Raw genomic sequence first — 21818 nt, forward strand, 5'->3', positions numbered from 1 at the left:
GCGTGAGTGGAGCCACGGGCGCCGGTTCGGCGGCTGCCGGAGCTTCTGCTGGTGCTGGAGCGAACGGTGCCCGTGGCTCCGCCACGGACTCCCAGGGGGTTGCGGTGACGGACACCCGAGGGCAGGGGCCCTCGTACGAGACGTACAACGGGCCGCTGCCCGGCGAGCGCGCCGGCGCGCAGCAGCCGAGCGGGCCCTACCACCCGCCGCAGGCGTACGGCGCTCAGGCGCCGGCCGCGGGCGGGGGTGGTCAGAACACCGGCGCCGTGCGCCGTCCGCGTACGGGGGCGCGCACCACGCCCCGTACGCGTAAGGCGCGGCTGCGGGTGGCCAAGGCCGACCCGTGGTCGGTGATGAAGGTGAGCTTCCTGCTCTCCATCGCGCTGGGCATCTGCACGATCGTGGCCGCTTCGGTGCTGTGGATGGTCATGGACGCCATGGGCGTCTTCTCGACCGTCGGCGGCACGATCAGCGAGGCGACGGGCTCGAACGAGTCCAACGGCTTCGATCTGCAGTCGTTTCTGTCGCTGCCGCGGGTGCTGATGTTCACCTCGGTGATCGCCGTGATCGACGTGGTCCTGATGACCGCGCTGGCGACGCTGGGCGCGTTCATCTACAACCTGTCGGCCGGTTTCGTGGGCGGCGTGGAGCTGACGCTGGCTGAGGACGAATGAGCTGTGTGGGGGCCTGAAGGAACCGATTTTGGGACTGGCCCCCACGTGCGCTAATCTTCAGGAGTCAGCGCGCGGGACACACACCGCAGAGCGCGGCGGGGCTATAGCTCAGTTGGTTAGAGCGCATCCCTGATAAGGATGAGGCCACAGGTTCAAATCCTGTTAGCCCCACAGTATTGATCGGCCCGGACGGTTCACCCGTTCGGGCCGATTGCTTTTCGTGCGACGGGCCCGGGTCAGGTCACCGATCGGTATCGGTCGGTGTGTAGAGTGGGCGTCAGAAGTCTCCTACGTCAACGAAAGACGAGGTCGCGCGGTGAAGAAGCTTCTCCTGGTCGCACTGGCCGCCATCGGCGGGCTCCTCGTGTACCGCCAGATCCAGGCGGATCGCGCCGAGCAGGATCTGTGGACGGAGGCGACCGACTCCGTGCCCGCAGGTTCGGGTGTCTGAGTCGCACACTGTCTGAGGGCGAAGCCCCGGCCGCGTTCGAGCGGCCGGGGCTTCGCGCTGTTTCTGGACCGTGACGCCGCACCCTTGAGTTCACCTCAGCAAATCACTAAGTTGCGAGAGCAAAGTTGCGTGTCGGCGGGGAACGGGCGGTGTCCGAGCACGGGGCGGCGCCGGTGGCGGAAAAGCGGGACAAGCGGGGCGAAGGCTCGGTGCGCGCAGACAGCGGAGGGACGCGCGGGGCAGGATGGACCGTCACCGGGGCCGCCCTGGCGGGCGGCGGAGCCGTCGTACCGATCGCGGGGGCGGTGTGCTCGTGAGGCGGCTACGGGGCGGGACAGCGACGGACACGAGGAGAGGCGCGTGAAGACGCAGCGCGTGACGCAGCGCGTGGAGACGCGGCGCTTGAGAACGTGGGGTGGCACGACGCGGGCGGCCGGGTGCCTGGTCGCCGCGGCGGCGTTCACGGCGTTGGCACCGCCGGGGACGTCGTGGGCGGCCGACGGGAGCCCCTACGCCTTCGACAGCGGGGCCACGCCGGTCAAGGGTGCCGCCACCAGCCTGGACGCCCGGCAGTTGAAGGCGGGTCAGAGCTACCGGGACAGCATCAAGAAGGACGGCAAGCTCTACTACCGGGTCGACCTCGACGACAAGCAGAACGCGTACGTGTCGGTGGTCGCCGTGCCGAGGGCCGGCGGCAAGGCGGAGTACGGCGACGGCATCAAGGTCAGCCTCCAGGACGGCTCCGCCGCGCAGTGCGGCTACCAGGACTCCTCCTTCGAGTCCGCCTCGTTCACCCGGCCCATCACCGCCTACGCCCACCGCACGATCGAGGCCGACAGCTCCACCTGCCAGCAGGCGGGCGCCTACTACGTCCTGGTCGAGCGGACGTCGAAGGCCGTCTCCGCGCCCGACGACTGGGAGCTGGAGATCCGGTACGTCTCCGAGCCGGGCGTGAAGCGGACCGGCCCCACCGAGCTGCCCGACAACTGGCCCTCCGCCTCGCCCCCGCCGCCCGGCGGCGGCCCGCAGAAACGCCAGGGCGGCGCGGGGTTTCACGACGCCATCTCGCTGAGGCAGGGCGAATGGCGCGCCGACATCAAGCCCGGGGAGACGCTGTTCTACCGGGTGCCCGTCGACTGGGGTCAGCAGATCTTCACCACCGCGGAGCTGGGCAGCAGCGCCACCGGCACCACGGAGTACGTCAGCAACGCGCTGGTGGTCTCGCTCGACAACCCGGCGCGCGGCCATGTCGACCAGGACACGGTCAGCTACGACGGCAAGCCGGCGACGCTGGCCATCGACCCGCACCGGCCGGTCGCCTTCGAGAACCGTTACTCCTCCAACAGCTACACCAACGCCATGCGGTTCGCGGGCTGGTACTACCTCTCGGCCACGCTCAGCCCGGAGATCGCCAAGGCGTACGGGGACAAGCCGGTGCCGCTGACCCTGCGGGTGAGCGTGACCGGCACGGCGAAGGCGGGTCCCGCGTACGACGGGGACGCCGGGCCGTTCAAGGTGACCGCCGACGACCGGGAGGCGGCCGCCAGCGGCGCGAGCGGGCCGCAGGCGGAGAAGAGCGACAGCATGGCGCTCGTCGCGGCAGCCGGGATCGGCGCCGGGACGGTGCTGGTCGCCGGCCTCGGCGTGTGGACGCTCGCCGGGCGGCGCAGGGCCGCACGGGACGCGGCGCGGGTCGGGTCGCAGGACGGTCCGCCGCAGTTCGGTCCTCCGACGGCCTGGTAGCGCCGCGGGCCGGGCGCCCGGCGGTCGGGCCGGTCGGGCGGTCGGCGGTCGGGCGGTCGGCGGTCCGGCCGTCCGGCGGTCGGGTCCGGGGCCGCTGCCGGGCTCAGGGCCGGGCGGGGCCGGTCTCAGGGCGGGGCAGGGATCAGGGCCTGGCCAAGCTCAGGATCTCGCTCAGGTCTGGGTCAGCGCCCAGATGCCGACGGCGAAGCAGACGAGCGCGACGAACAGGACCGGGATCGCCACCTTCGGGGGCGGTCCCGGTCGCTTCGCCGGGACGGATGGCGCCGCCGGAACGGGAACCTGACCGGCGGGAGCGGTGTATTGACGAGTAGAAGGCTGAGGGAACACCGCGGCCGTCGAAGTCTGGGCGAAGTCGGGCGCGACGGCGGGATGGGGGGAGGCCGTGTGCGCGGAAGCGGGGACCGGGGGCTGCGTGGGGGCGGCGACCGGCTGAGGAGGCGGCGGGGGCAGGTGGAAGCTGCCCGTCTCGGAGGGGCTCGGCGGCTGCTGGTGCTGTGCCGGCGGCTGTTGCTGAGCCTGGTCCTGCGGCTGTGCGGGTACGTGTGGGGGGGCGGCCGGGGCCTTGGGCGCCTGGGCCTGGCGCGCGGGGACCTCGGGGCCGTTCGGGCCGAAGCCGGCGGGCAGCGGGCCGATCTGGTCGAAGACCTCGACCGACTCCTCGTCCGGACGGGGCTCGGGCAGCATCTCGACGGCCGCGGTCAGCGCCTTCCGGACACCCGTGGCCGTCTTGAAGCGGGCCTGCGGGTCGGGCTGGAGCAGGCCCGCGAGGACCTGCCACAGCGGCTCGGGAATGCCCTCCGGGGCTCCCGGCGTCCCGTGCGCCATGAAGTACTCGATCAGGGCGCGGGAGTCCGGCTTCTGGCCCTGGAGCAGATACAGCGCGACCAGACCGACCGCGAAGAGGTCGGCGGGGAAGTCCGGCTCCGCGCCCAACATCTGCTCGGGCGCGAAGTAACCGGGCGTCCCCACCACGTAGTTGGTCTCCGTGAGGCGGGGTTCGCCCTTGCGCATCGAGATGCCGAAGTCGGACAGCCGCAGATGCGGCCGCCCGGTCCCGGTCACGTCGAGCAGGATGTTCGCCGGCTTGATGTCGCGGTGCACGACCCCCTCCGCGTGCACCGCGGCCAATCCGGCGAGCAGCTGGTCCAACAGCGTGCAGACGAAGCGCGGCGGCAGCGGCCCGTAGTCGCCGATGACGTGCGCCAGAGACCCGCCGGCCACCAGATCCATGGTGAACAGCACCTTGTCGTCGTCGGCGGCCCAGCTGGCCGGCGCGAGGACATGGGGATGATCGATCCGGAGCGCCTGCTCGCGGACGAAGCGGAGCAGCGTATGGGCATCGCTCTGCTGGAGGACCTTGGCCGCCACATACCGACGGCGACGGTGGTCCCAGGCGCGCCAGACGGCGCCGACCCCACCGCGTCCGATCGGGTCGATCAGCTCGTACCGACCAGCGAAGACCTCACCCATTGCGCTGCGCCCGCTCCCCGTTCCGGGTCCGTCCTACCGGACCGGCTGCTCTGCGTCAGTTCTGGTGCGACTCGTAGTGCGCGACCGCGTCCGCGGTGCGCCCGGCGCCGTACACCCGGAGAAACTCTGCCAGCTCCGGGTGGGCCGGGGCGAGGGAGTCGGCGGCATCGATGATGTCCCCCGCGGCCGCCACCGAGCGCAGCAACGACTGGATCTCGCGGACCACGCGGCGCACGGTCGGCGCACCGGAGCTGGTCGTGGTCTGGCTGGTGCCGGTGAGGACGGAGCCGCCCTGGGACTTCTTGATCTCGTCCATCCGGTCCGTGGCCTCGGCCGCGCTGACGCTGCCGTCGGCGACCAGGCCGGCGAGCTCCTGGAGGGCCTGGACCCGCTGGACGACGGCCGGGTTGCCGATCTTGGCCCGCTGGCCGCTCATCAACTGGGAGAGCATGGGCGCCGACAGCCCCAGCACAGCCGCGAGCCTGGCCTGATTGAGGCCGAGGTCGTCGATCAGCCGACGGAAGAGCGCCCCCAGCGGCTCTCCGTACCAACTGCGCTGAAGCTCGCGGGCTCTTGCCGTGGCTTCCTGCTGTACTGCGTCCATTGCTTCTCCCCATCCCTTGGTTCGCCACTGCGAACCCCGGGCAGCATCTTACGGAGCGTGGTCGTCCATCGGGAGTCCCAATCCTTTTGCGGGAAAGAGGGGGTGACCCGGTACTCTGTTCTCGTTCCGGGGCCTTAGCTCAGTTGGTAGAGCGCTGTCTTTGCATGGCAGATGTCAGGGGTTCGACTCCCCTAGGCTCCACCGGACAAGCCCCTTCGGACCGCGGCAGCGCGGTGCGGAGGGGCTTTTTGTCGATTGGCCCACTCCCAGGGCCTGTAATGGACCTGTCAGGCTGGGCAACGGGCCCCTAGCGTCGTGTCCATGGCGAACGCCCTCTCCCCGGTACCGCAGGCCTCCCGCGCCCCCCGGCGGGATCTTCCTGCTGACCGGAACGGCCACGAAACCCGCGGTCCGCTGGGCCGAGCACACCCGCACCCAGGCACCCGCCGCGCACGGCGCCACGGAGCTCGCCACGGCCCACTGAGCCGTACGGGTGGTGTTCATCGGAAGAACTGCGCGGTGACGGCGTAGCTCCGGGGAATCCGGATCCGCGTCCCCATCATGAGGAAGGTACGAAAAGCGCGCAATCCGAAATGAACCATCCGAGAACGTCACGAACGTAGCGTCACGAAAGTGAGGGGCTATGGCCACCGCCAAGGTCAAGCAGTTCTGGACCGCCTTCATCTCCGTACTCTTCGCCCTGCTCGCCTCCGTCGGCCTGGCGTCCACCGCCGCCGCCGCGCAGGCTCCCGCCGTCCAGCAGCCCGAGGAGCCGGCCGCCAAGAGCGCCGCCGCCGTGGCCCGCACCGTCGCCGCCGTACCGGCGCAGAGGGCGGCGTATCAGTGGCCCACGACGGTCCGCGAGCGCTCCCTGCCGCCCACGATCAAGCAGCGCATCGGCGCCGAGGCACACAACTCCTCGCCCTCCGTACGCCACCTGCGCGCCGGCTCCCCGCTCGAGACCACGCTCGCGGATCAGGCGGAGCTGTCGGACCTGGCGCTCGCCACGGCGGCGTAGGGCATGGGGAGTCGACGTACTCCTCCCCAGGCCCTACGAGCGCAGGCACCAGGAGCTAAGGCCCTGCGAGCCCAGGCCCCACGAGCCCAGGCCCCACGAGCCCAGGCCCCACGAGCCGGCCGGAACGCTGAGGCAGTCCACGGTCAGCGACGCTCGTCGTCATCCGTGTCCGCATCGGCTTCCTTGGCCTCCACCTCGGGATCGAGAGCCCCACTGCCGTCGACGGACGACAGCGGCGACGTCCCGGACGACGCTTCCGGTACATCCTCATCGACCTCGGTAGGAGCGGGCGGTTCGACCAGCCAGTCCGGGTTGGCCTGCTTGTCCCACCACTTCCACGCAAAGAACAGACCGGTGGTCACCACGCCGAGGACTGCGAGTCCCTTGGCGAGTCGTGCGGCCCTGGCCCGACGCTCGTGCTTCCGCACGAGTTTCTCGATCTCCCTCGGTGTCACCTGACCGCGCAGCGCGGCCCAGGCGGCCACCGAACGTGAACCGGCCTCGTCCAGAACGGGACCGGTGGCGGCGACCGCTTGTCCGACACGCGGCACCGTGTAGTCCGCCGCCTGACGGGCGGCCTTGCGGGTCACCACCGCGGCACGTTGCGCGGCGTCGTCGACCCGCGGCGGTACATGCGGTGCGACATGGCATTCGTACTGCACACGAGCTTGCTTACGGGCCTGCTGAGCGGCCTGCGAGACCTTCGGCGCGAGCCGGACGCGTGCCTCGTGCGCATAGCGCGCGGCCTGGTCCTTGGCCGTGCCGGCGTACTGAGCTGCCTGGTCCTTGGCCGTGCCGGCGTAAGGCGCCACCACTTCCGCGGCGTGCAGCACGCTGTCCTTGGCCGAATCGGTCGCGGCGCGCACGCTGTCCATCCGGGTCACGGGATCCTCCTACTCGGTGGCGGTGTCGGTATTTCGCCTTTCCACCCTTTTCGAAATCATGCCTGCCGGAACGCGGTCCGGCATGCGGGGCTGGCATCCGGGGCATACCCACGACGCTTCCGTGCAAGGATGCGATGCGCGTCAGTGGAGACTTACGGAAGGCGGACCGTGGCCGAGCAGCTCTACGCCACTCTCAGGACCAGCCAGGGCGACATCGAGATTCGGCTGCTGCCGAACCACGCCCCGAAGACGGTCAGGAACTTCACCGAACTCGCCCAGGGCGAGCGGGAGTGGACGCATCCGGTCACCGGCACGATCGCTGCGGACCGCCTGTACGACGGCACCGTCTTCCACAGGGTCATCGAGGGCTTCATGATCCAGGGCGGGGACCCGCTGGGGAACGGCACCGGCGGGCCGGGGTACGAGTTCGCCGACGAGTTCCACCCCGAGCTCTTCTTCGACCGCCCCTATCTGCTGGCCATGGCCAACGCGGGCCCGGGCACGAACGGCTCGCAGTTCTTCATCACGGTCGGCGCGACGACCTGGCTGAACCGCAAGCACACGATCTTCGGCGAGGTCGTCGGCGCGGCCAGCAAGAAGGTCGTCGACACGATCGCCGCCATCCCGGTCAACCCGAACACGAAGCGGCCGCTCGACGACGTGGTCCTGGAGTCGGTCGTCATCGAGACCCGCTGACCGGTCACCCCGCCCGGCCCCCGCGCCGACCGGGTCGCCCGCGCCCGCCGACAGGGAACCTTTCCGCCCCGCCCGTCCGTATCAGGAAGGCGGGGCGCAGCCTCGCCGCCCCATCTCCTCGGGAGGGACCTCCATGGAGCCGCAGTCCGGCCTGCCGCGCTGTTACCGCCACCCGGACGTCGAGACAGGCATCCGCTGCACCCGCTGCGACAAGCCGATCTGCCCGCAGTGCATGGTCTCCGCGTCCGTCGGCTTCCAGTGCCCCGACTGTGTACGGAACGGCTCCGGCACGGGCCACGCGCCCGACGCCAACCAGCCCCGGACGCTCGCCGGTGGCCGGGTGGCATCGGACGGGCGCCTGGTCACCAAGATCCTCATCGCGGTCAACCTCGCCCTGTTCATCGCCGTCCAGGTGGCCGGCGACCGGCTCGTGGACGAGCTGTCGCTGATCGGCTACGCCTTCAGCCCGCCGCTCGGCGAGATCGTGGGCGTCGCGGACGGCGAGTGGTACCGGCTGCTGACCTCGACCTTCCTCCACCAGGAGATCCCGCACTTCCTCTTCAACATGCTGGGGCTCTGGGTCATCGGCGGCATCGTCGAACCCGAGCTCGGCAGGGTCCGCTACGCCGCGCTCTGTCTGCTCTCCGGACTCTCCGGTTCCGCCCTCGCCTATCTGCTGGCCGCGCCGAACCAGCCCTCGCTCGGTGCCTCGGGCGTCGTCTTCGGACTGATCGGCGCCTGGGCCGTGCTCACCCGCCGCCAGCGGTACGACATGCGGCCGGTGGCCCTCTTCGTCGCCCTGTCGCTGCTGCTGACCTTCACCCGGCCCGGGATCTCCTGGGAGGCGCACATCGGCGGTCTCGTCGGCGGCGCCCTGGTGACCTACGGCCTGCTGCACGCGCCGCGGGCGCGGCGGAGCCTCGTGCAGTACGGAGCCTGTGGACTGGTGCTCCTGATCGACCTGGGGATGGTCCTCGCCCGCTCGGCAGCGCTCACCTGAGCGCGGAGGGCTGTGGACGAGCTTCTCCGCAAAGCTTTCCCCAGAGTTATCCACAGCGCGTGGCGGGCCGTGAGCATCTCGTGGAGAACGACCACGCCCCCCGCTCCTGAGCTGGGCTTTTCCAGCAGGAGCGAGGGGCGGGACGGATCCTGGGCCATCGTGCCGCAGTCACACCGGCGTCAACCGGACTGATGGTTATCCACAGATCTTCGTAAGTTATCCAGTGCTGTGCACAACGCTGTGGATAAGTTCAGGGCAAGGCTTGACGGGCAAGCCGGGAGCCCGCTACTTCCACTGCGTCGAGACGCCGAACCCGGCCGCGATGAAGCCGAAGCCCACCACGATGTTCCAGTTGTTGATGGACTTCACCGGCAGCGTGCCGTCGGTGACGTAGAAGACGACGATCCACACGAGCCCGATCAGGAACAGCGCCAGCATCACCGGTGCCACCCAGCTGCGATTGGTCAGCTTGATGTTGGTGGCCTGCTTGGCGGGCGGGGGCGTGAAGTCGGCCTTCTTGCGGATACGTGACTTCGGCACGAGGGACTCTCCTGTCGATGCGCTGCGTGACCGCGCAGGGAACTGTGGCTGGCGCCGGGGTGGGACGGCTGGGTGACGTAGGAGGACCACTGCGTCCCCCGGGCGTCCGTTAGCGTAGTGGTTCCACGGCACCGAAGGGGATCAGGGTACGTTGAGCAATTCTGCCGACTCTTCCCCCGGGCCGGGCCGACCCACCAGGTGGCGCCCCGTCCGGCTGCTGACGGCTGCCGTCTTCGCCCTGGCCGGGCTGATCTTCGTGACCAGTTTCAACACTGCCAAGGGTACGAACATCCGGACGGACGCGTCGCTGCTGCGGCTCTCCGACCTGATCGAGGAGCGCAGCCACAAGAACGCCGGCCTCGACGAGTCCACCGCCGCCCTGCGCGGTCAGGTCGACACCCTCGCGGCCCGCGACGACGGCTCCACGAGCGCCGAGGACGCGAAACTCCGCGCCCTCGAGGCGGCCGCCGGGACCAGCGAGACGTCCGGGGCGGGCCTGACGGTCACCCTCAACGACGCCCCGCCGGACGCCCAGGCGGCACCCGGCTACCCCGAACCACAGGCCAACGACCTCGTCATCCACCAACAGGACCTCCAGGCCGTCGTGAACGCGCTCTGGCAGGGCGGGGCCCGGGGCATCAAGGTCATGGACCAGCGGCTCATCTCGACCAGCGCCGTGCGCTGCGTGGGCAACACCCTGATCCTCCAGGGCCGGGTCTACTCACCCCCGTACAAGATCACCGCCGTGGGTGACCGGGGGAAGCTGACCAAGGCGCTCGCCGATTCGCCCGCCGTCCAGAACTACCAGCTGTACGTGAAGGCCTACGGCCTCGGCTGGAAAGTCGACGAGCACAAGGCGGTGACTCTTCCCGGCTACTCCGGCACAGTGGATCTCCACTACGCGAAGCCTGTGAGCTGACTGCGGGGAGGCCCAGCCGGTGGCGGTGCGACTGATCGTCAGGACGTTCAGCGAGCTGTGCATCACCGCCGGGACCGTGATCGTCCTCTTCGTCGTGTACGTCCTCCACTGGACCGGAGTCCAGGCGGAGAGCGCGACGGCCGGGCAGATCGCGACCCTGGAGCGGGAGTGGGTGGAGCGCCCCGTTCCGGGCGCCGCCCCGTCCGCGCCGCCCCCGAGGCCGTACACGACCGGCCGGGGCATCGCCGTCATGTACATCCCCCGACTCGGCGCGGGCTGGGAGTGGCCCGTCCTGGAGGGCACGTCCGCCGCCGTCCTGAAGAAGGGCCTCGGCCACTACGCCGCCACCGCCCGCCTCGGCGAGACCGGCAACTTCTCCGTGGCGGGCCACCGGCGCACGTACGGAGATCCGTTCAAGGACTTCCCCCGGCTGCGGCCGGGTGACGCGGTCGTCCTCACCGACGGCACGACCTGGTTCACGTACCGGATCGCGACGAAGCCGTACCGGACCGTCCCCACCGACATCGGCGTGATCGACCCCGTGCCCCGTCCGCTGCGGAAGAACGCGGCCGCCTTCGACGGCCCCGGACGCTATCTGACGCTCACCACCTGCGAACCGGAGTGGGGCAGCAGTCACCGGCTGATCGCCTGGGCGCACCTCGACGCCACCCAGCCTGTGACGCAGGGCAAGCCACCTGCTTTGGCGGGCTGACCCCTCACGGCTCCTTCGCCCCGTACTCTGGTGCCCGTAACGAACGGAAGGGGCAGTGGACGTCATGTACGGCTGGATCTGGCGGCATCTGCCGGGCAACGCGTGGGTCCGGGGCATCATCTCGCTCGTGCTCGTCCTGGGGGTCGTCTACGCCCTCTTCCAGTACGTGTTCCCCTGGGCGGAGCCGCTGCTTCCGTTCAACGATGTGACGGTGGACGGCCAGTGAGCGCGCGGATTCTCGTCGTCGACAACTACGACAGCTTCGTCTTCAACCTCGTCCAGTACCTCTACCAGCTCGGCGCCGAGTGCGAAGTGCTGCGCAACGACGAGGTCGAGCTCGGCCACGCCCAGGACGGCTTCGACGGCGTCCTGCTCTCGCCCGGGCCCGGCGCGCCCGAACAGGCCGGTGTCTGCATCGACATGGTGCGCCACTGCGCCGCGAACGGCGTGCCCGTCTTCGGCGTCTGCCTTGGCATGCAGTCGATGGCCGTCGCGTACGGCGGAGTCGTCGACCGCGCCCCCGAACTGCTGCACGGCAAGACCTCGCTCGTCACGCACGAGGGCAAGGGCGTCTTCGCCGGCCTGCCGTCGCCGTTCACGGCGACGCGCTACCACTCGCTGGCCGCCGAGCCCGCGACGGTGCCGGCGGAGCTCGAGGTCACCGCCCGGACGGACGACGGCATCATCATGGGGCTCCGCCACCGTGATCTGGCCGTCGAGGGCGTGCAGTTCCACCCCGAGTCGGTGCTCACCGAGCACGGCCACCTGATGCTCGCCAACTGGCTGGAGCAGTGCGGCGACAAGGGGGCGATCGGCAGGTCGGCGGGGCTCGCGCCGGTGGTGGGCAAGGCTGTCGCGTGACGGCGGGGTCGCCGTGGTTCCGGGCGACGAACCTGCCGGAACCGGAACCGGGGGCGATACCGGAGGAGGCGCCGTACGCGATGGCGCACCCGAATCCGTACGGTGAGTACGGGTACCAGTACGGGGCGATACCTGACGCCGTGGCCGAGGCGCCGCAGTCGGCGTCGCCACCTCAGTTCGAGCCGGAGCCGGAGCCTCAGGACGTGCCGTACGAGCCTCACGAGGTGGCCCAGGAAGGCCCGTACGAGCCTCCGGAGGCGCCGTACGAGCCTCGGGACGAGACGATGGCCCTGAGGGCCGTGGAGACGCCTGTGGCGCCTCCGGGCCCGGGCAGGGCCGAGCGGCGGCGCGCCGCCAAGGGCAAGGGGAAGGGCCGTCGGGGCGCACCCGCTGCCGCAGCCGCCTCCGGGACCCCGGCCGCACCGCTCTCCCGCGTCGAGGCCCGGCGCGCGGCCAAGGCGGCGAAGGACAGCGTCGGTGTCGTCGCGAGCCGTCTGGTGGGCGAGCTGTTCATCACCTTCGGGGTGGTGATGCTCCTCTTCGTCACCTACCAGCTGTGGTGGACGAACGTACGGGCCGGGCAGCAGGCGAACCAGGCCAAGGGGCAGATCGAGGACTCCTGGTCCAAGGGACGGGCGCCGGGCGCGTTCGAGCCGGGACAGGGCTTCGCGATCATGTACATCCCCAAGCTGGACGTGGTCGTCCCCGTCGCCGAGGGCATCAGCAAGCCCAAGGTCCTGGACCGGGGCATGGTGGGCCACTACAGCGAGGGCACCCTGAAGACGGCGATGCCGGGCGACAAGGAAGGCAACTTCGCTGTCGCCGGGCACCGGAACACGCACGGCGAACCGTTCCGGTACATCAACCAGTTGCAGCCCGGGGACCCGATCGTCGTCGAGACCCAGGACGCGTACTACACGTACGAGATGGCGAGCATCCTGCCGCAGACCGCGCCGTCGAACGTGTCGGTGATCGACCCGGTGCCGAAGCAGTCGGGCTTCAAGGAGCCGGGGCGGTACATCACGCTGACGACGTGCACGCCCGAATTCACCAGTACGTACCGCATGATCGTGTGGGGCAAGATGGTCGAGGAACGCCCGCGCAGCAAGGGAAAGCCGGACGCGCTCGTAGGCTGAGACCCTACGAATCCACGACCCCCATACTTCAGGACGGGACGACGCAGTGGCACGTGCGCGCAACTGGATCGCCGGAGTCATCAGTCTCTTCGGCGAACTCCTCATCACCGCGGGCCTGGTGCTCGGTCTCTTCGTCGTCTACTCGCTGTGGTGGACCAACGTCCTGGCCGACCGCGCCGCCGACAAGGACGGCGACCAGGTCCGCGACAACTGGGCGTCCGGGCCCGGCGCCCTGGACACCAAGGACGGCATCGGCTTCCTGCACGTCCCGGCGATGGGCGGGGACGAGATACTCGTCAAGAGGGGCACCGACAGCAAGACGCTGAACAACGGCGTCGCCGGCTACTACACGGACCCGGTCAAGTCGGCCCTCCCGCAGGACAAGCAGGGCAACTTCACGCTGGCGGCGCACCGGGACGGGCACGGGGCGAAGTTCCACAACATCCACAAGCTGAGGACCGGCGACGCGATCGTCTTCGAGTCGAAGGACACGTGGTTCGTCTACAAGGTCTACAAGTCCCTGCCGGAGACGACGAAGTACAACGTGGACGTCCTCCAGCAGGTCCCGAAGGAATCGGGCAGGTCGAAGCCGGGCCGCTACATCACGCTGACGACGTGCACGCCGATGTACACGTCGGACTTCCGGTACATCGTGTGGGGCGAACTGGTCCGCACGGAGAAGGTCGACGCGGCCCGGACGCCCCCGGCGGAGCTCGGCTGACGACGGTACGAGAAAGGCCCCGGCATCCTCGTGGATGCCGGGGCCTTTCCCGTTCAGCGTGTACGCGCGACCGCTAGTCGAAGATGCCGCCGCCGCCGTTGTTGCCGCCGTTGCCGCCGCCGCCCGCCGAGAAGACGGTGATCGTCTGGCCGGTGTTCACGGGGCTTCCCTCGGGCGGGTTGGTGCCCATGACGATGGCGTCGTTCTTGTCCGAGCCCTGCTGCTGCACCACCAGGCCCAGGGCCTCCAGCTGCTGCTTCACTTCCTCGAACTTCTTGCCCGTCAGACCCGTCGGGATCGTCGTCTGGGTCTGCTGCGGGCCCTTGGAGACGCGCAGCGTGATCTGGACGTCCTTCGGCTGGTTGCTGTTGCCGTTCGGCGTCATGCCGAGGACCGTTCCGAGAGGCTGCTGCGAATCCTCGTCCTGGCGTCCGACGTTCTCGAAGCCGAGCGTCTTGAGGTCCTGGATGGCCTGGTCGACGTTACGGCCGGTGACGTCGGGGAGCAGCGACTTCGCCTGCTTCGCCACGGTGATCGTGACCTCGGAGTTCTGCTCGGCCTTGGCGCCGCCGTCCGGGCTCTGGCGCAGGACCTTGCCCGGGTCCTCGTCGGACTCCTCCTGCTTGACGACGACCTTGAAGCCCTTGTCCTTGAGAAGCTGCTCAGCGCTCTCCTGGGACTTCTCCGTCACGTCCGGGACCTCGATCTGCGGGGCGCCCTCGGAGATGACGACCGAGATGGTCTCTTCGACGTTCATCTTCGCCGTGCCGTCCGCCACCGGCGTCTGGCTGCAGATCTTGCCCTTCGGCTGGTCGCAGCGCTCGGAGCCCGACTGCGCGACCTTCACCTGGGCGTTCTTCGCCCGGGACTCGGCCTCCTGGAGGGTGTGGCCGACCAGGGACGGTACGACCACCTGGTCCGTACCCTCCTTCTCGTCGAAGATCGACTGGCCGATGAGGACCGCGCCGACCAGGACCAGGATGCCCGCGAGGACCAGCAGGATCGTCGAGGTGTTCGACTTCTTCTGGCGCCGGCGGTCCGGGCGGTCGTCGTAGGCGTAGCCGCCGTCGTCCGGGTTCATCGGCGGGAGCATGGACGTCTGGCCGGCCGGGTCGGTCTGGCGCAGCGCGGTCGTCGGCTGGTCGTCCGGGGCGTAGCCGCCGTAGCCGTTGCCGTACCCGCCGCCGTACGCCGCCGCGCCCATGGCCGCGGCCGCCGCGACGGGCTGCCCGTCGAGGCAGGCCTCGATGTCGGCGCGCATCTCGTCGGCGGACTGGTAGCGGTAGTCGGGGTCCTTGACCAGCGCCTTGAGGACGATGGCGTCCATCGAGGGCGTGATCTCGGGGTCGAAGTTGCTCGGAGGCTGCGGCTCCTCCCGTACGTGCTGGTAGGCGACCGCGACCGGGGAGTCGCCGATGAACGGCGGGCGGACGGTCAGCAGCTCGTACAGCAGGCAGCCGGTGGAGTACAGGTCGGAGCGGGCGTCGACCTGCTCGCCCTTGGCCTGCTCCGGGGAGAGGTACTGGGCCGTGCCGATGACCGCGGCGGTCTGCGTCATGGTCATGCCCGCGTCGCCCATGGCGCGCGCGATGCCGAAGTCCATGACCTTGACCTGACCGGTCCGCGTCAGCATCACGTTCGCCGGCTTGATGTCGCGGTGCACGATGCCGGCGCGGTGCGAGTACTCCAGCGCCTGGAGGATGCCGACCGTCATCTCGAGCGTGCGCTCGGGCAGCAGCTTGCGCCCGGAGTGCAGCAGCTCACGCAGGGTCGAACCGTCGACGTACTCCATCACGATGTACGGGATGGAGACCCCGTCGACGTAGTCCTCGCCGGTGTCGTAGACCGCGACGATCGCCGGGTGGTTGAGCGAGGCGGCCGACTGGGCCTCACGGCGGAACCGGGCCTGGAAGGACGGGTCGCGGGCGAGGTCGGCCCGCAGCGTCTTCACGGCGACGGTGCGGCCGAGCCGGGTGTCGTGGGCGAGGTAGACCTCTGCCATGCCACCACGGCCGAGCACCGAGCCCAGCTCGTACCGGCCGCCGAGGCGACGCGGCTCTTCCATAACTGATCCAGCCCTCTCCGTCTGTCCCGACCGCACCCGTGTGTGGTCCGGCGGTGTGCTGTTCGCGCAAAGGCTACCGGCCACGGGAGGGCGATCCGCCCGCGACCGGCACCTGATACCTGACCGGTACCTGGCCGGTGCCCGGCCGCAAGCTCAGCTCCTGGTCTTCAGTACCGCCTTCATCACGGACTTCGCGATCGGGGCGGCCAGGCCGCCACCGGAGATGTCCTCACGGTTCGTACCGGCGGAGTCCTCGACGATGACGGCCACCGCGACCGGCGCGCCCTGGTCGGTCTTCGCGTACGAGATGAACCAGGCGTAAGGACGCTTGGCGTTCTTCTCGCCGTGCTGCGCGGTACCCGTCTTGCCGCCGACCTTGACGCCGTCCATCTTGACGTCGGCCTTGGCGCCGGTGCCGTTGCTGACGACGTTCTCCATCATCTGCTGGAGCTTCTGCGCGGTCTCCTGGGAGACCGGGCGGCTCATCTCCTCCGGCTCGTTCGCCTTGATCACGTCGAGGTTCGGCGCCTCGAGCTTGTCGATCATGTACGGCTTCATCAGCTTGCCGTCGTTGGCGATCGCGGACGCCACCATGGCCATCTGGAGCGGCGTGGTCGCGGTGTTGAACTGGCCGATGGAGGAGAGCGCGTTCCCGCCGCGGTCCATCTTCTTGTCGTAGACGGAGGCGGCGGAGCGGACCGGCGTGAACTGCTCGGCGTTGAAACCGAACTTTTCGGCCATTTCGACCATCTTGTCGCGGCCGACGTCGTCGCCGAGCTTGGCGAAGACCGAGTTGCAGGAGACCTCGAGCGCCTGGTTCAGGCTGGCGTTCTCGCACCCACTGGCATGGTTGACCATGTTCCGCGTGGAGAGCGGGATCTTGTACGGCTCGGGGGTGACCGTCGGCGCGTTGATGTCGGTGACCTTGCCGCTCTCCAGCGCCGCGGCCGCCGTGACGACCTTGAAGACGGAGCCGGGCGGGTAGATCTCGCGGAGCGCGCGGTTGAGCTTCGGCTTGTTCTTGTCCTTCTCCAGCGCGACCCAGGCCTTCTCGTCCTTGGCGGAGTAGCCGGCGAAGGTCGAGGGGTCGTACGAGGGCGTGGAGGCCAGCGCGAGGATCTTGCCGGTCTTGGGCTCGATGGCGACGACCGCACCGGTCTTGTCACCGAGGCCCTCGAAGGCGGCCTTCTGGGCGGCGCCGCTCAGCGTCGTGACGACGTTGCCGCCCTTCTTCTTGTCACCCGTGAACATCGACAGGGTGCGGTCGAAGAAGAGCCGGTCGTCGTTGCCGGTGAGGATGCCGTCCTCGATCTTCTCGATCTGGTTGGCGTCGTAGGCCTGCGAGGCGTAACCGGTGACCGGGGCCCACATGGGGCCGTCGGTGTAGGTGCGCTTGAACCGGTAGTACGGGTCCTGGGAGTCGACAGACCCGGTGATGGGCTGGCCGTCGACGATGATGTTGCCGCGCTCGGCGGCGTACCGCTCGATCGTGACGCGCCGGTTCTTCGGGTGCGCGTTCAGCTCGTCGGCGCGGACGTACTGGATCCAGTTGTCCCGGATCAGCAGGGCGAGGACCAGCAGGCCGCAGAAGATCGCGACCCGGCGCAGGGGCTTGTTCACGGTCGGACCACCTGGGTCATCTCGGCGTCGGGGGACGGGGCGGGGGCGGGCGCCGGGCGGCGCGCGGTGTCGCTGATCCGGATCAGGATGCCGATCAGGGCCCAGTTGGCGATCACGGAGGAACCGCCGTAGGCCAGGAACGGCATCGTCATACCGGTCAGCGGGATGAGGCCCATCACACCGCCCGCGACGACGAAGATCTGCAGCGCGAAAGCGCCGGACAGGCCCATGGCGAGCAGCTTGCCGAACGGGTCGCGGGCAGCGAGGGCGGTACGGACACCGCGCTCGATGATCAGGCCGTACAGGAGCAGGAACACCATCACGCCGGTCAGGCCGAGCTCCTCGCCGACGGTGGCGAAGATGAAGTCGGAGTTGGCGGCGAAGCCGATCAGGTCCGAGTTGCCCTGGCCGAGGCCGGTGCCGAGGATGCCTCCGGAGCCGAACGACATCAGCACCTGCGTCATCTGGTCACAGGCGGCGGCCATGTTCGACCCCTCGGGCGCCGTCTTCAGGCATTCGAACGGGTCGAGCCAGGCGGCCACACGGGACTGGACGTGGGTGGCGGTGGAGCCGACCACGACCGCACCGGCGGTCGACATCAGCAGACCCATCACGACCCAGCTGGTCCGCTCCGTCGCCACGTACAGCATGATCACGAACATGCCGAAGAACAGCAGCGAGGTGCCCAGGTCGTTCTCGAAGACCAGGATCAGGAGGCTGACGGCCCAGATGGTGAGGATCGGGCCGAGGTCACGGCCACGCGGCAGGTAGAGCCCCATGAAGCGGCGGCTGGCCAGTGCCAGCGCGTCTCGTTTCACCATCAGATAGCCGGAGAAGAAGACGGCGAGGACGAGCTTGGCGAACTCACCGGGCTGGATGGAGAAGCCGGCGACGCTGATCCAGATCTTGGCTCCGAAGACGTCGGCGCCGAGGCCCGGCACCAACGGCAGCAGCAGCAGGACGAGGGCCGCCACCATGGAGATGTACGTGTAGCGCTGGAGGACCCGGTGGTCCTTCAGGATCAGCAGCACGCCCACGAACATCGCGACGGCGATCGCCGAGTACAGCATCTGGCTGGGCGCGTCCGGGGTGAACGTCTTGTACCGGTTGATGATGCGCGGCGACTGGTCCAGTCGCCAGATCAGCACCAGGCCCATGCCGTTCAGCAGGGTCGCCAGCGGCAGCAGCAGCGGGTCCGCGTACGGGGCGAACTTGCGCACCACGAGGTGCGCGACGCTCGCGAGCAGGCCGAGGCCGAGGCCGTACCCGGCCATCCCCGCCGGCACCTTGCCGTCGATCGCCAGACCGACGTTGAGGTACGCGAAGACGGGGATGGCGACGGCGAACGCGAGCAACGCCAGCTCGGTGTTCCGGCGGCTCGGCGCCTCGATCGCGCCGATGGTGGTCGTGTTGGTGACAACGCTCATGGTGGTGAAAGGCCCCCTACGGGTGCTTACTGCTTGCCGCAGTTCGAGGCCAGCTTCTGCTCGTCCTCCGTGAGGGTGGGGCCCGGGGAGGGAGCGGCTGTGGTGGGCTTGTTGTCGGGCGTGGCGCCTTCGGCGGGCGGCTTGCTCGCCTGGTCCGCGGACTTCTCGGCGGCCTCGCGGCGCTGCTCGGTCTTCTTGCAGGCCGAGGCCTGCACGGACAGCTCCGCGATCTTCGTCTGGGCCTTGCCGAGGCTGCCGCCCGCGATGGTCTCCTCGACCTGCTTGCGCTGGTAGGGCGGCAGGTACTTGAGTTCGATCTCGGGGTGGTCCTTCTCCACGTCCGAGAGCGAGACCCACGCCAGGTCCTGGCTGATACCCCGGTAGAGCGCGACATGCTCCTCGTTGGAGCCGACGTAGTACTGCGTCTGCGTCCAGCGGTAGCCGCCGTAGACACCGCCGCCGACCACCGCGAGCGCGAGGATCAGGAAGAAGCTGCGCTTCAGCCACTTGCGGCCGGTGCGCGGCTTCTCGAACTTCTCGTACTTGTCGAAGTTCTCGTCGGTGTACGCCCCGAAGGAGCCCTGCGGCGGCATCCCGCCGTAGCCGTGGTCGTCGCCGCTGCCGGGCGGGCCGAAGCCCTGGGGCGCGTGCCCGCCGGGCGGCTGCTGGTGCGGCGCCGTGCGGCCCAGCCCGGAGGCCCGGCCGGCCGGCGTCTGCATCGCCCCGCCGTCGGACTGCTGCACCTGGTTCTCGGCGACCGCGCCGACGATCACCGGGGTGTCGCTGAGCTGACCGGCCAGGGTGTCACCGCCGTCGACGTCGAGGACGTCGGCGACGATCACCGTGATGTTGTCGGGGCCGCCGCCGCGCAGCGCGAGCTGGATCAGCTCCTGCACGGTCTCCTGCGGGCCCTGGTAGCTGGCGAGCGTGTCCTCCATCGTCTGATGGGAGACGACTCCGGACAGCCCGTCGGAACAGATCAGATAGCGGTCGCCGGCCCGCACCTCACGGATCGACAGATCCGGTTCGACATGGTCGCCACTGCCCAGCGCGCGCATCAGGAGCGAGCGCTGCGGGTGAGTGGTGGCCTCCTCCTCGGTGATCCGGCCCTCGTCGACCAGCCGCTGCACCCACGTGTGGTCCTGGGTGATCTGCGTCAGGACACCGTCCCGCAGCAGGTACGCACGCGAGTCGCCGACGTGCACGAGGCCGAGGCGCTGACCCGTCCACAGCAGGGCGGTGAGCGTGGTGCCCATGCCCTCCAGCTGGGGGTCCTCCTCGACCATCAGCCGCAGCTGGTCGTTGGCACGCTGCACGGCGGCACCGAGCGAGGTGAGGATGTCGGAGCTGGGGACGTCGTCGTCGAGGGTGACGAGCGTGGAGATCACCTCGGAGGAGGCGACCTCACCGGCGGCCTGGCCGCCCATGCCGTCGGCGATGGCGAGCAGCCGCGGTCCGGCGTAACCGGAATCCTCGTTGCCCTCGCGGATCATGCCCTTGTGCGACCCGGCGGCGAAGCGCAGTGACAGGCTCATGCGCACCTGCCCTGTCGGCGTCGCCTCGGGGTACAGCCGGTCTCGAGCCACACTGCCCACCCTCCGGTCGGGAGCCCGTGCCGGTACGCGGCCCGGACCTGACGGTCCGCCGCGCGGTCCGTCGTGGGGACCGCGTCGGCCCGCTCGCTCCGCTCGCTCATTGTCGTACTACTTCCGCAGCTCGATGACGGTCTTGCCGATGCGGATCGGCGCGCCCAGCGGAATCGGCGTGGCGGTGGTGAGACGGGTCCGGTCGAGATACGTGCCGTTGGTGGACCCGAGATCCTCGACGATCCACTGGCCGTCCCGGTCCGGGTAGATCCTCGCGTGCCTGCTGGACGCGTAGTCGTCGTCCAGCACGATCGTCGAGTCGTGGGCGCGGCCCAGCGTGATGGTCTGCCCCTGCAGGGCGACCGTCGTGCCGGTCAGCGTCCCCTCGGAGACGACGAGTTTGGTCGGCGCGCCGCGGCGCTGGCGCCCGCCGCCCGTGTTCTGCTGTCCGCGCTGCTGCGGCGGCGAGGCCGCCTGGCGCGGATTCTGCTGCGGCCGGGCGTCCTGGCGGCGCGAACCGCGCTGCGTGACACGTGTGCCGAACAGGTCGCTTCGAATGACCTGGACGGCCACGATCACGAACAGCCACAGAACGGCCAGGAAACCCAGCCGCATGACCGTCAGGGTCAGCTCTGACATTGCCCCCGCTTCACCCTTCGGCTTGCCGGTAAACGATGGTGGTGCTGCCCACGACGATCCGCGAGCCGTCGCGGAGCGTAGCGCGGGTGGTGTGCTGCCCGTCCACCACGATGCCGTTGGTGGATCCGAGATCCTGGATCGTCGAGGGCGTTCCGGTCCGGATCTCGCAGTGCCGGCGGGAGACGCCGGGATCGTCGATCCTCACGTCCGCGTCGGTGCTGCGGCCAAGGACCAGGGTCGGGCGGGAGATCTGATGGCGGGTGCCGTTGATCTCGATCCACCGGCGCACCTGGGCGCCGGAGGCAGGCATGGGGCCGGGTCCACCGGCCGTGGGGCGGCCGGCGGCGGGCGCCTGCCCGGGTCGCTGCATGCCGCCGGCGCCCGGCGGCGGGGCCGCGGGCATCGGCGGAGCACCGACCGGAGGATAGCCGTAACCACCCGGCGCGCGGCCGGGCTGAGGGGCGGCGGCGGGGGCCTGCTGCTGTGACGAACTCGACGCGAGCGTGCGACTGCGCACCCGGTAAAGACCGGTGTCGAGGTCGTCGGCCTTCTCCAGGTGCACCTTGATCGGGCCCATGAAGGTGTACCGCTGCTGCTTGGCGTAGTCGCGGACCAGGCCGGCGAGCTCGTCGCCGAGCTGACCCGAGTACGGGCTGAGACGCTCGAAGTCCGGCGTGCTCAGCTCGACGATGAAGTCGTTGGGAACGACGGTCCGCTCGCGGTTCCAGATCGTCGCGTTGTTGTCGCACTCGCGCTGGAGAGCGCCCGCGATCTCGACGGGCTGGACCTCGGACTTGAAGACCTTGGCGAAGGTGCCGTTGACCAGGCCTTCGAGCCGCTGTTCGAAACGCTTCAGGACTCCCATGGGGCACCTCCTCCGTCGTTGCCGTCCTGGTACTGCTTACTGATCGTATCCACGCGTCGGGAAATCGGCTGGTTCCCCTTCTCTGCCCTGTGGACGAGTGTCACCTCTCACAGGCTTTCCCCACGGATCGTAGAGGCGGCCCCTGGACAGTGTCCCGCACCCGGGG

General features: G+C 69.6%; 22 protein-coding genes and 2 tRNA genes. 14 read left to right on the forward strand and 10 right to left on the reverse strand.

The annotated features are described in order from the left end of the window. Nucleotides 1-2: 2 nt before the first annotated feature. From ACZ3OF_RS16890 to ACZ3OF_RS16905, 4 genes are all read left to right on the forward strand, one after another. Nucleotides 3-674: a DUF3566 domain-containing protein gene (locus ACZ3OF_RS16890; protein WP_467305247.1), complete on the forward strand. Its 672-nt coding sequence runs from the start codon at nt 3-5 to the stop codon at nt 672-674. A gap of 97 nt (nt 675-771) precedes the next feature. Continuing rightward, nucleotides 772-845, forward strand: a tRNA-Ile gene (locus tag ACZ3OF_RS16895). A gap of 145 nt (nt 846-990) precedes the next feature. Continuing rightward, nucleotides 991-1125 carry a DLW-39 family protein gene (locus ACZ3OF_RS16900; protein WP_003958712.1) on the forward strand — a complete coding sequence of 45 codons (135 nt, stop codon included), beginning with the start codon at nt 991-993 and terminating at the stop codon, nt 1123-1125. 402 nt (nt 1126-1527) lie between these two features. Continuing rightward, nucleotides 1528-2868 (forward strand): hypothetical protein, encoded by a 1341-nt coding sequence (locus tag ACZ3OF_RS16905; protein WP_467305409.1) that lies wholly within the window; start codon nt 1528-1530, stop codon nt 2866-2868. 171 nt (nt 2869-3039) lie between these two features. On the opposite strand, the gene ACZ3OF_RS16910 is transcribed toward ACZ3OF_RS16905, so the two are convergent. Both ACZ3OF_RS16910 and ACZ3OF_RS16915 read right to left on the reverse strand, forming a co-directional pair. Beyond that, complete coding sequence (locus ACZ3OF_RS16910) at nt 3040-4359, reverse strand: serine/threonine-protein kinase (RefSeq protein WP_361670104.1); 1320 nt, start codon at nt 4357-4359, stop codon at nt 3040-3042. Nucleotides 4360-4414: 55 nt separating this feature from the next. Further along, a complete protein-coding gene (locus tag ACZ3OF_RS16915; protein ID WP_352187237.1) occupies nt 4415-4963 on the reverse strand; it encodes a helix-turn-helix domain-containing protein in 549 nt (182 codons plus the stop codon). Nucleotides 4964-5091: 128 nt separating this feature from the next. Between ACZ3OF_RS16915 and ACZ3OF_RS16920 the strand changes: the two genes are divergently transcribed. Then, a tRNA-Ala gene (locus ACZ3OF_RS16920) sits at nt 5092-5164 on the forward strand. A 442-nt stretch (nt 5165-5606) separates the two neighbouring features. After that, nucleotides 5607-5981, forward strand: a complete 375-nt coding sequence (locus tag ACZ3OF_RS16925; RefSeq protein WP_361670101.1) for a DUF6344 domain-containing protein — start codon at nt 5607-5609, stop codon at nt 5979-5981. 143 nt (nt 5982-6124) lie between these two features. On the opposite strand, the gene ACZ3OF_RS16930 is transcribed toward ACZ3OF_RS16925, so the two are convergent. Then, nucleotides 6125-6865, reverse strand: coding sequence for a DUF5324 family protein (locus ACZ3OF_RS16930; RefSeq protein WP_361670098.1), 741 nt, complete (start codon nt 6863-6865; stop codon nt 6125-6127). Nucleotides 6866-7033: 168 nt separating this feature from the next. Between ACZ3OF_RS16930 and ACZ3OF_RS16935 the strand changes: the two genes are divergently transcribed. Both ACZ3OF_RS16935 and ACZ3OF_RS16940 read left to right on the forward strand, forming a co-directional pair. After that, a complete protein-coding gene (locus ACZ3OF_RS16935; RefSeq protein WP_361670095.1) occupies nt 7034-7561 on the forward strand; it encodes a peptidylprolyl isomerase in 528 nt (175 codons plus the stop codon). A gap of 133 nt (nt 7562-7694) precedes the next feature. Further along, on the forward strand, nt 7695-8561 hold the full coding sequence (locus tag ACZ3OF_RS16940; RefSeq protein WP_361670093.1) for a rhomboid family intramembrane serine protease: 867 nt from the start codon (nt 7695-7697) through the stop codon (nt 8559-8561). Between the two features lie 285 nt (nt 8562-8846). Here ACZ3OF_RS16940 and crgA read toward each other — a convergent pair whose 3' ends face one another. Then, nucleotides 8847-9101, reverse strand: a complete 255-nt coding sequence (gene crgA / locus ACZ3OF_RS16945; protein WP_137988265.1) for a cell division protein CrgA — start codon at nt 9099-9101, stop codon at nt 8847-8849. Nucleotides 9102-9252: 151 nt separating this feature from the next. Here crgA and ACZ3OF_RS16950 point away from each other — a divergent pair, with 151 nt between their 5' ends. The 6 genes from ACZ3OF_RS16950 to ACZ3OF_RS16975 are packed head-to-tail and all read left to right on the forward strand — an operon-like array spanning nt 9253 to nt 13450. After that, entirely contained in the window at nt 9253-10020 is a 768-nt protein-coding gene (locus ACZ3OF_RS16950) for a DUF881 domain-containing protein (RefSeq protein WP_361670090.1), read from the forward strand. Nucleotides 10021-10039: 19 nt separating this feature from the next. Further along, nucleotides 10040-10732, forward strand: a complete 693-nt coding sequence (locus ACZ3OF_RS16955) for a class E sortase (RefSeq protein WP_361670087.1) — start codon at nt 10040-10042, stop codon at nt 10730-10732. A gap of 55 nt (nt 10733-10787) precedes the next feature. After that, nucleotides 10788-10958, forward strand: a complete 171-nt coding sequence (locus ACZ3OF_RS16960) for a hypothetical protein (RefSeq protein ID WP_361600656.1) — start codon at nt 10788-10790, stop codon at nt 10956-10958. After that, nucleotides 10955-11593: an aminodeoxychorismate/anthranilate synthase component II gene (locus tag ACZ3OF_RS16965; RefSeq protein ID WP_361670084.1), complete on the forward strand. Its 639-nt coding sequence runs from the start codon at nt 10955-10957 to the stop codon at nt 11591-11593. Before ACZ3OF_RS16960 ends, ACZ3OF_RS16965 begins: the two co-directional genes overlap by 4 nt. Beyond that, nucleotides 11590-12729 carry a class E sortase gene (locus ACZ3OF_RS16970; RefSeq protein WP_467305254.1) on the forward strand — a complete coding sequence of 380 codons (1140 nt, stop codon included), beginning with the start codon at nt 11590-11592 and terminating at the stop codon, nt 12727-12729. Before ACZ3OF_RS16965 ends, ACZ3OF_RS16970 begins: the two co-directional genes overlap by 4 nt. Nucleotides 12730-12775: 46 nt before the next feature. After that, nucleotides 12776-13450 (forward strand): class E sortase, encoded by a 675-nt coding sequence (locus ACZ3OF_RS16975; protein ID WP_467305256.1) that lies wholly within the window; start codon nt 12776-12778, stop codon nt 13448-13450. Between the two features lie 73 nt (nt 13451-13523). On the opposite strand, the gene pknB is transcribed toward ACZ3OF_RS16975, so the two are convergent. From pknB to ACZ3OF_RS17005, 6 genes are all read right to left on the reverse strand, one after another. Further along, a complete protein-coding gene (gene pknB / locus ACZ3OF_RS16980) occupies nt 13524-15515 on the reverse strand; it encodes a Stk1 family PASTA domain-containing Ser/Thr kinase (RefSeq protein ID WP_361670075.1) in 1992 nt (663 codons plus the stop codon). Between the two features lie 153 nt (nt 15516-15668). After that, complete coding sequence (locus ACZ3OF_RS16985; RefSeq protein ID WP_361670072.1) at nt 15669-17135, reverse strand: peptidoglycan D,D-transpeptidase FtsI family protein; 1467 nt, start codon at nt 17133-17135, stop codon at nt 15669-15671. Further along, the gene (locus ACZ3OF_RS16990) at nt 17132-18562 is read right to left on the reverse strand and encodes an FtsW/RodA/SpoVE family cell cycle protein (RefSeq protein WP_361670070.1); all 1431 of its coding nucleotides are present in this window, start codon (nt 18560-18562) and stop codon (nt 17132-17134) included. Before ACZ3OF_RS16990 ends, ACZ3OF_RS16985 begins: the two co-directional genes overlap by 4 nt. Before the next feature lie 26 nt (nt 18563-18588). Beyond that, complete coding sequence (locus ACZ3OF_RS16995) at nt 18589-20097, reverse strand: Stp1/IreP family PP2C-type Ser/Thr phosphatase (protein WP_361670067.1); 1509 nt, start codon at nt 20095-20097, stop codon at nt 18589-18591. A 168-nt stretch (nt 20098-20265) separates the two neighbouring features. Beyond that, nucleotides 20266-20787 (reverse strand): FHA domain-containing protein FhaB/FipA, encoded by a 522-nt coding sequence (locus tag ACZ3OF_RS17000; RefSeq protein ID WP_361435325.1) that lies wholly within the window; start codon nt 20785-20787, stop codon nt 20266-20268. Between the two features lie 10 nt (nt 20788-20797). Beyond that, nucleotides 20798-21652, reverse strand: coding sequence for a DUF3662 and FHA domain-containing protein (locus ACZ3OF_RS17005; RefSeq protein ID WP_361670065.1), 855 nt, complete (start codon nt 21650-21652; stop codon nt 20798-20800). Nucleotides 21653-21818 lie beyond the last annotated feature (166 nt).

Source organism: Streptomyces sp. NPDC022552 (assembly GCF_055561875.1).

Bases quoted from the DNA above. Each gene is read 5' to 3' on its own strand.
- ACZ3OF_RS16940 (WP_361670093.1), top strand. From the start codon at position 7,695: ATGGAGCCGCAGTCCGGCCTGCCGCGCTGTTACCGCCACCCGGACGTC.
- ACZ3OF_RS17000 (WP_361435325.1), bottom strand. From the start codon at position 20,787: ATGTCAGAGCTGACCCTGACGGTCATGCGGCTGGGTTTCCTGGCCGTT.
- ACZ3OF_RS16915 (WP_352187237.1), bottom strand. From the start codon at position 4,963: ATGGACGCAGTACAGCAGGAAGCCACGGCAAGAGCCCGCGAGCTTCAG.
- ACZ3OF_RS16995 (WP_361670067.1), bottom strand. From the start codon at position 20,097: ATGAGCCTGTCACTGCGCTTCGCCGCCGGGTCGCACAAGGGCATGATC.
- ACZ3OF_RS16925 (WP_361670101.1), top strand. From the start codon at position 5,607: ATGGCCACCGCCAAGGTCAAGCAGTTCTGGACCGCCTTCATCTCCGTA.
- pknB (WP_361670075.1), bottom strand. From the start codon at position 15,515: ATGGAAGAGCCGCGTCGCCTCGGCGGCCGGTACGAGCTGGGCTCGGTG.
- ACZ3OF_RS16990 (WP_361670070.1), bottom strand. From the start codon at position 18,562: ATGAGCGTTGTCACCAACACGACCACCATCGGCGCGATCGAGGCGCCG.
- ACZ3OF_RS16910 (WP_361670104.1), bottom strand. From the start codon at position 4,359: ATGGGTGAGGTCTTCGCTGGTCGGTACGAGCTGATCGACCCGATCGGA.
- ACZ3OF_RS17005 (WP_361670065.1), bottom strand. From the start codon at position 21,652: ATGGGAGTCCTGAAGCGTTTCGAACAGCGGCTCGAAGGCCTGGTCAAC.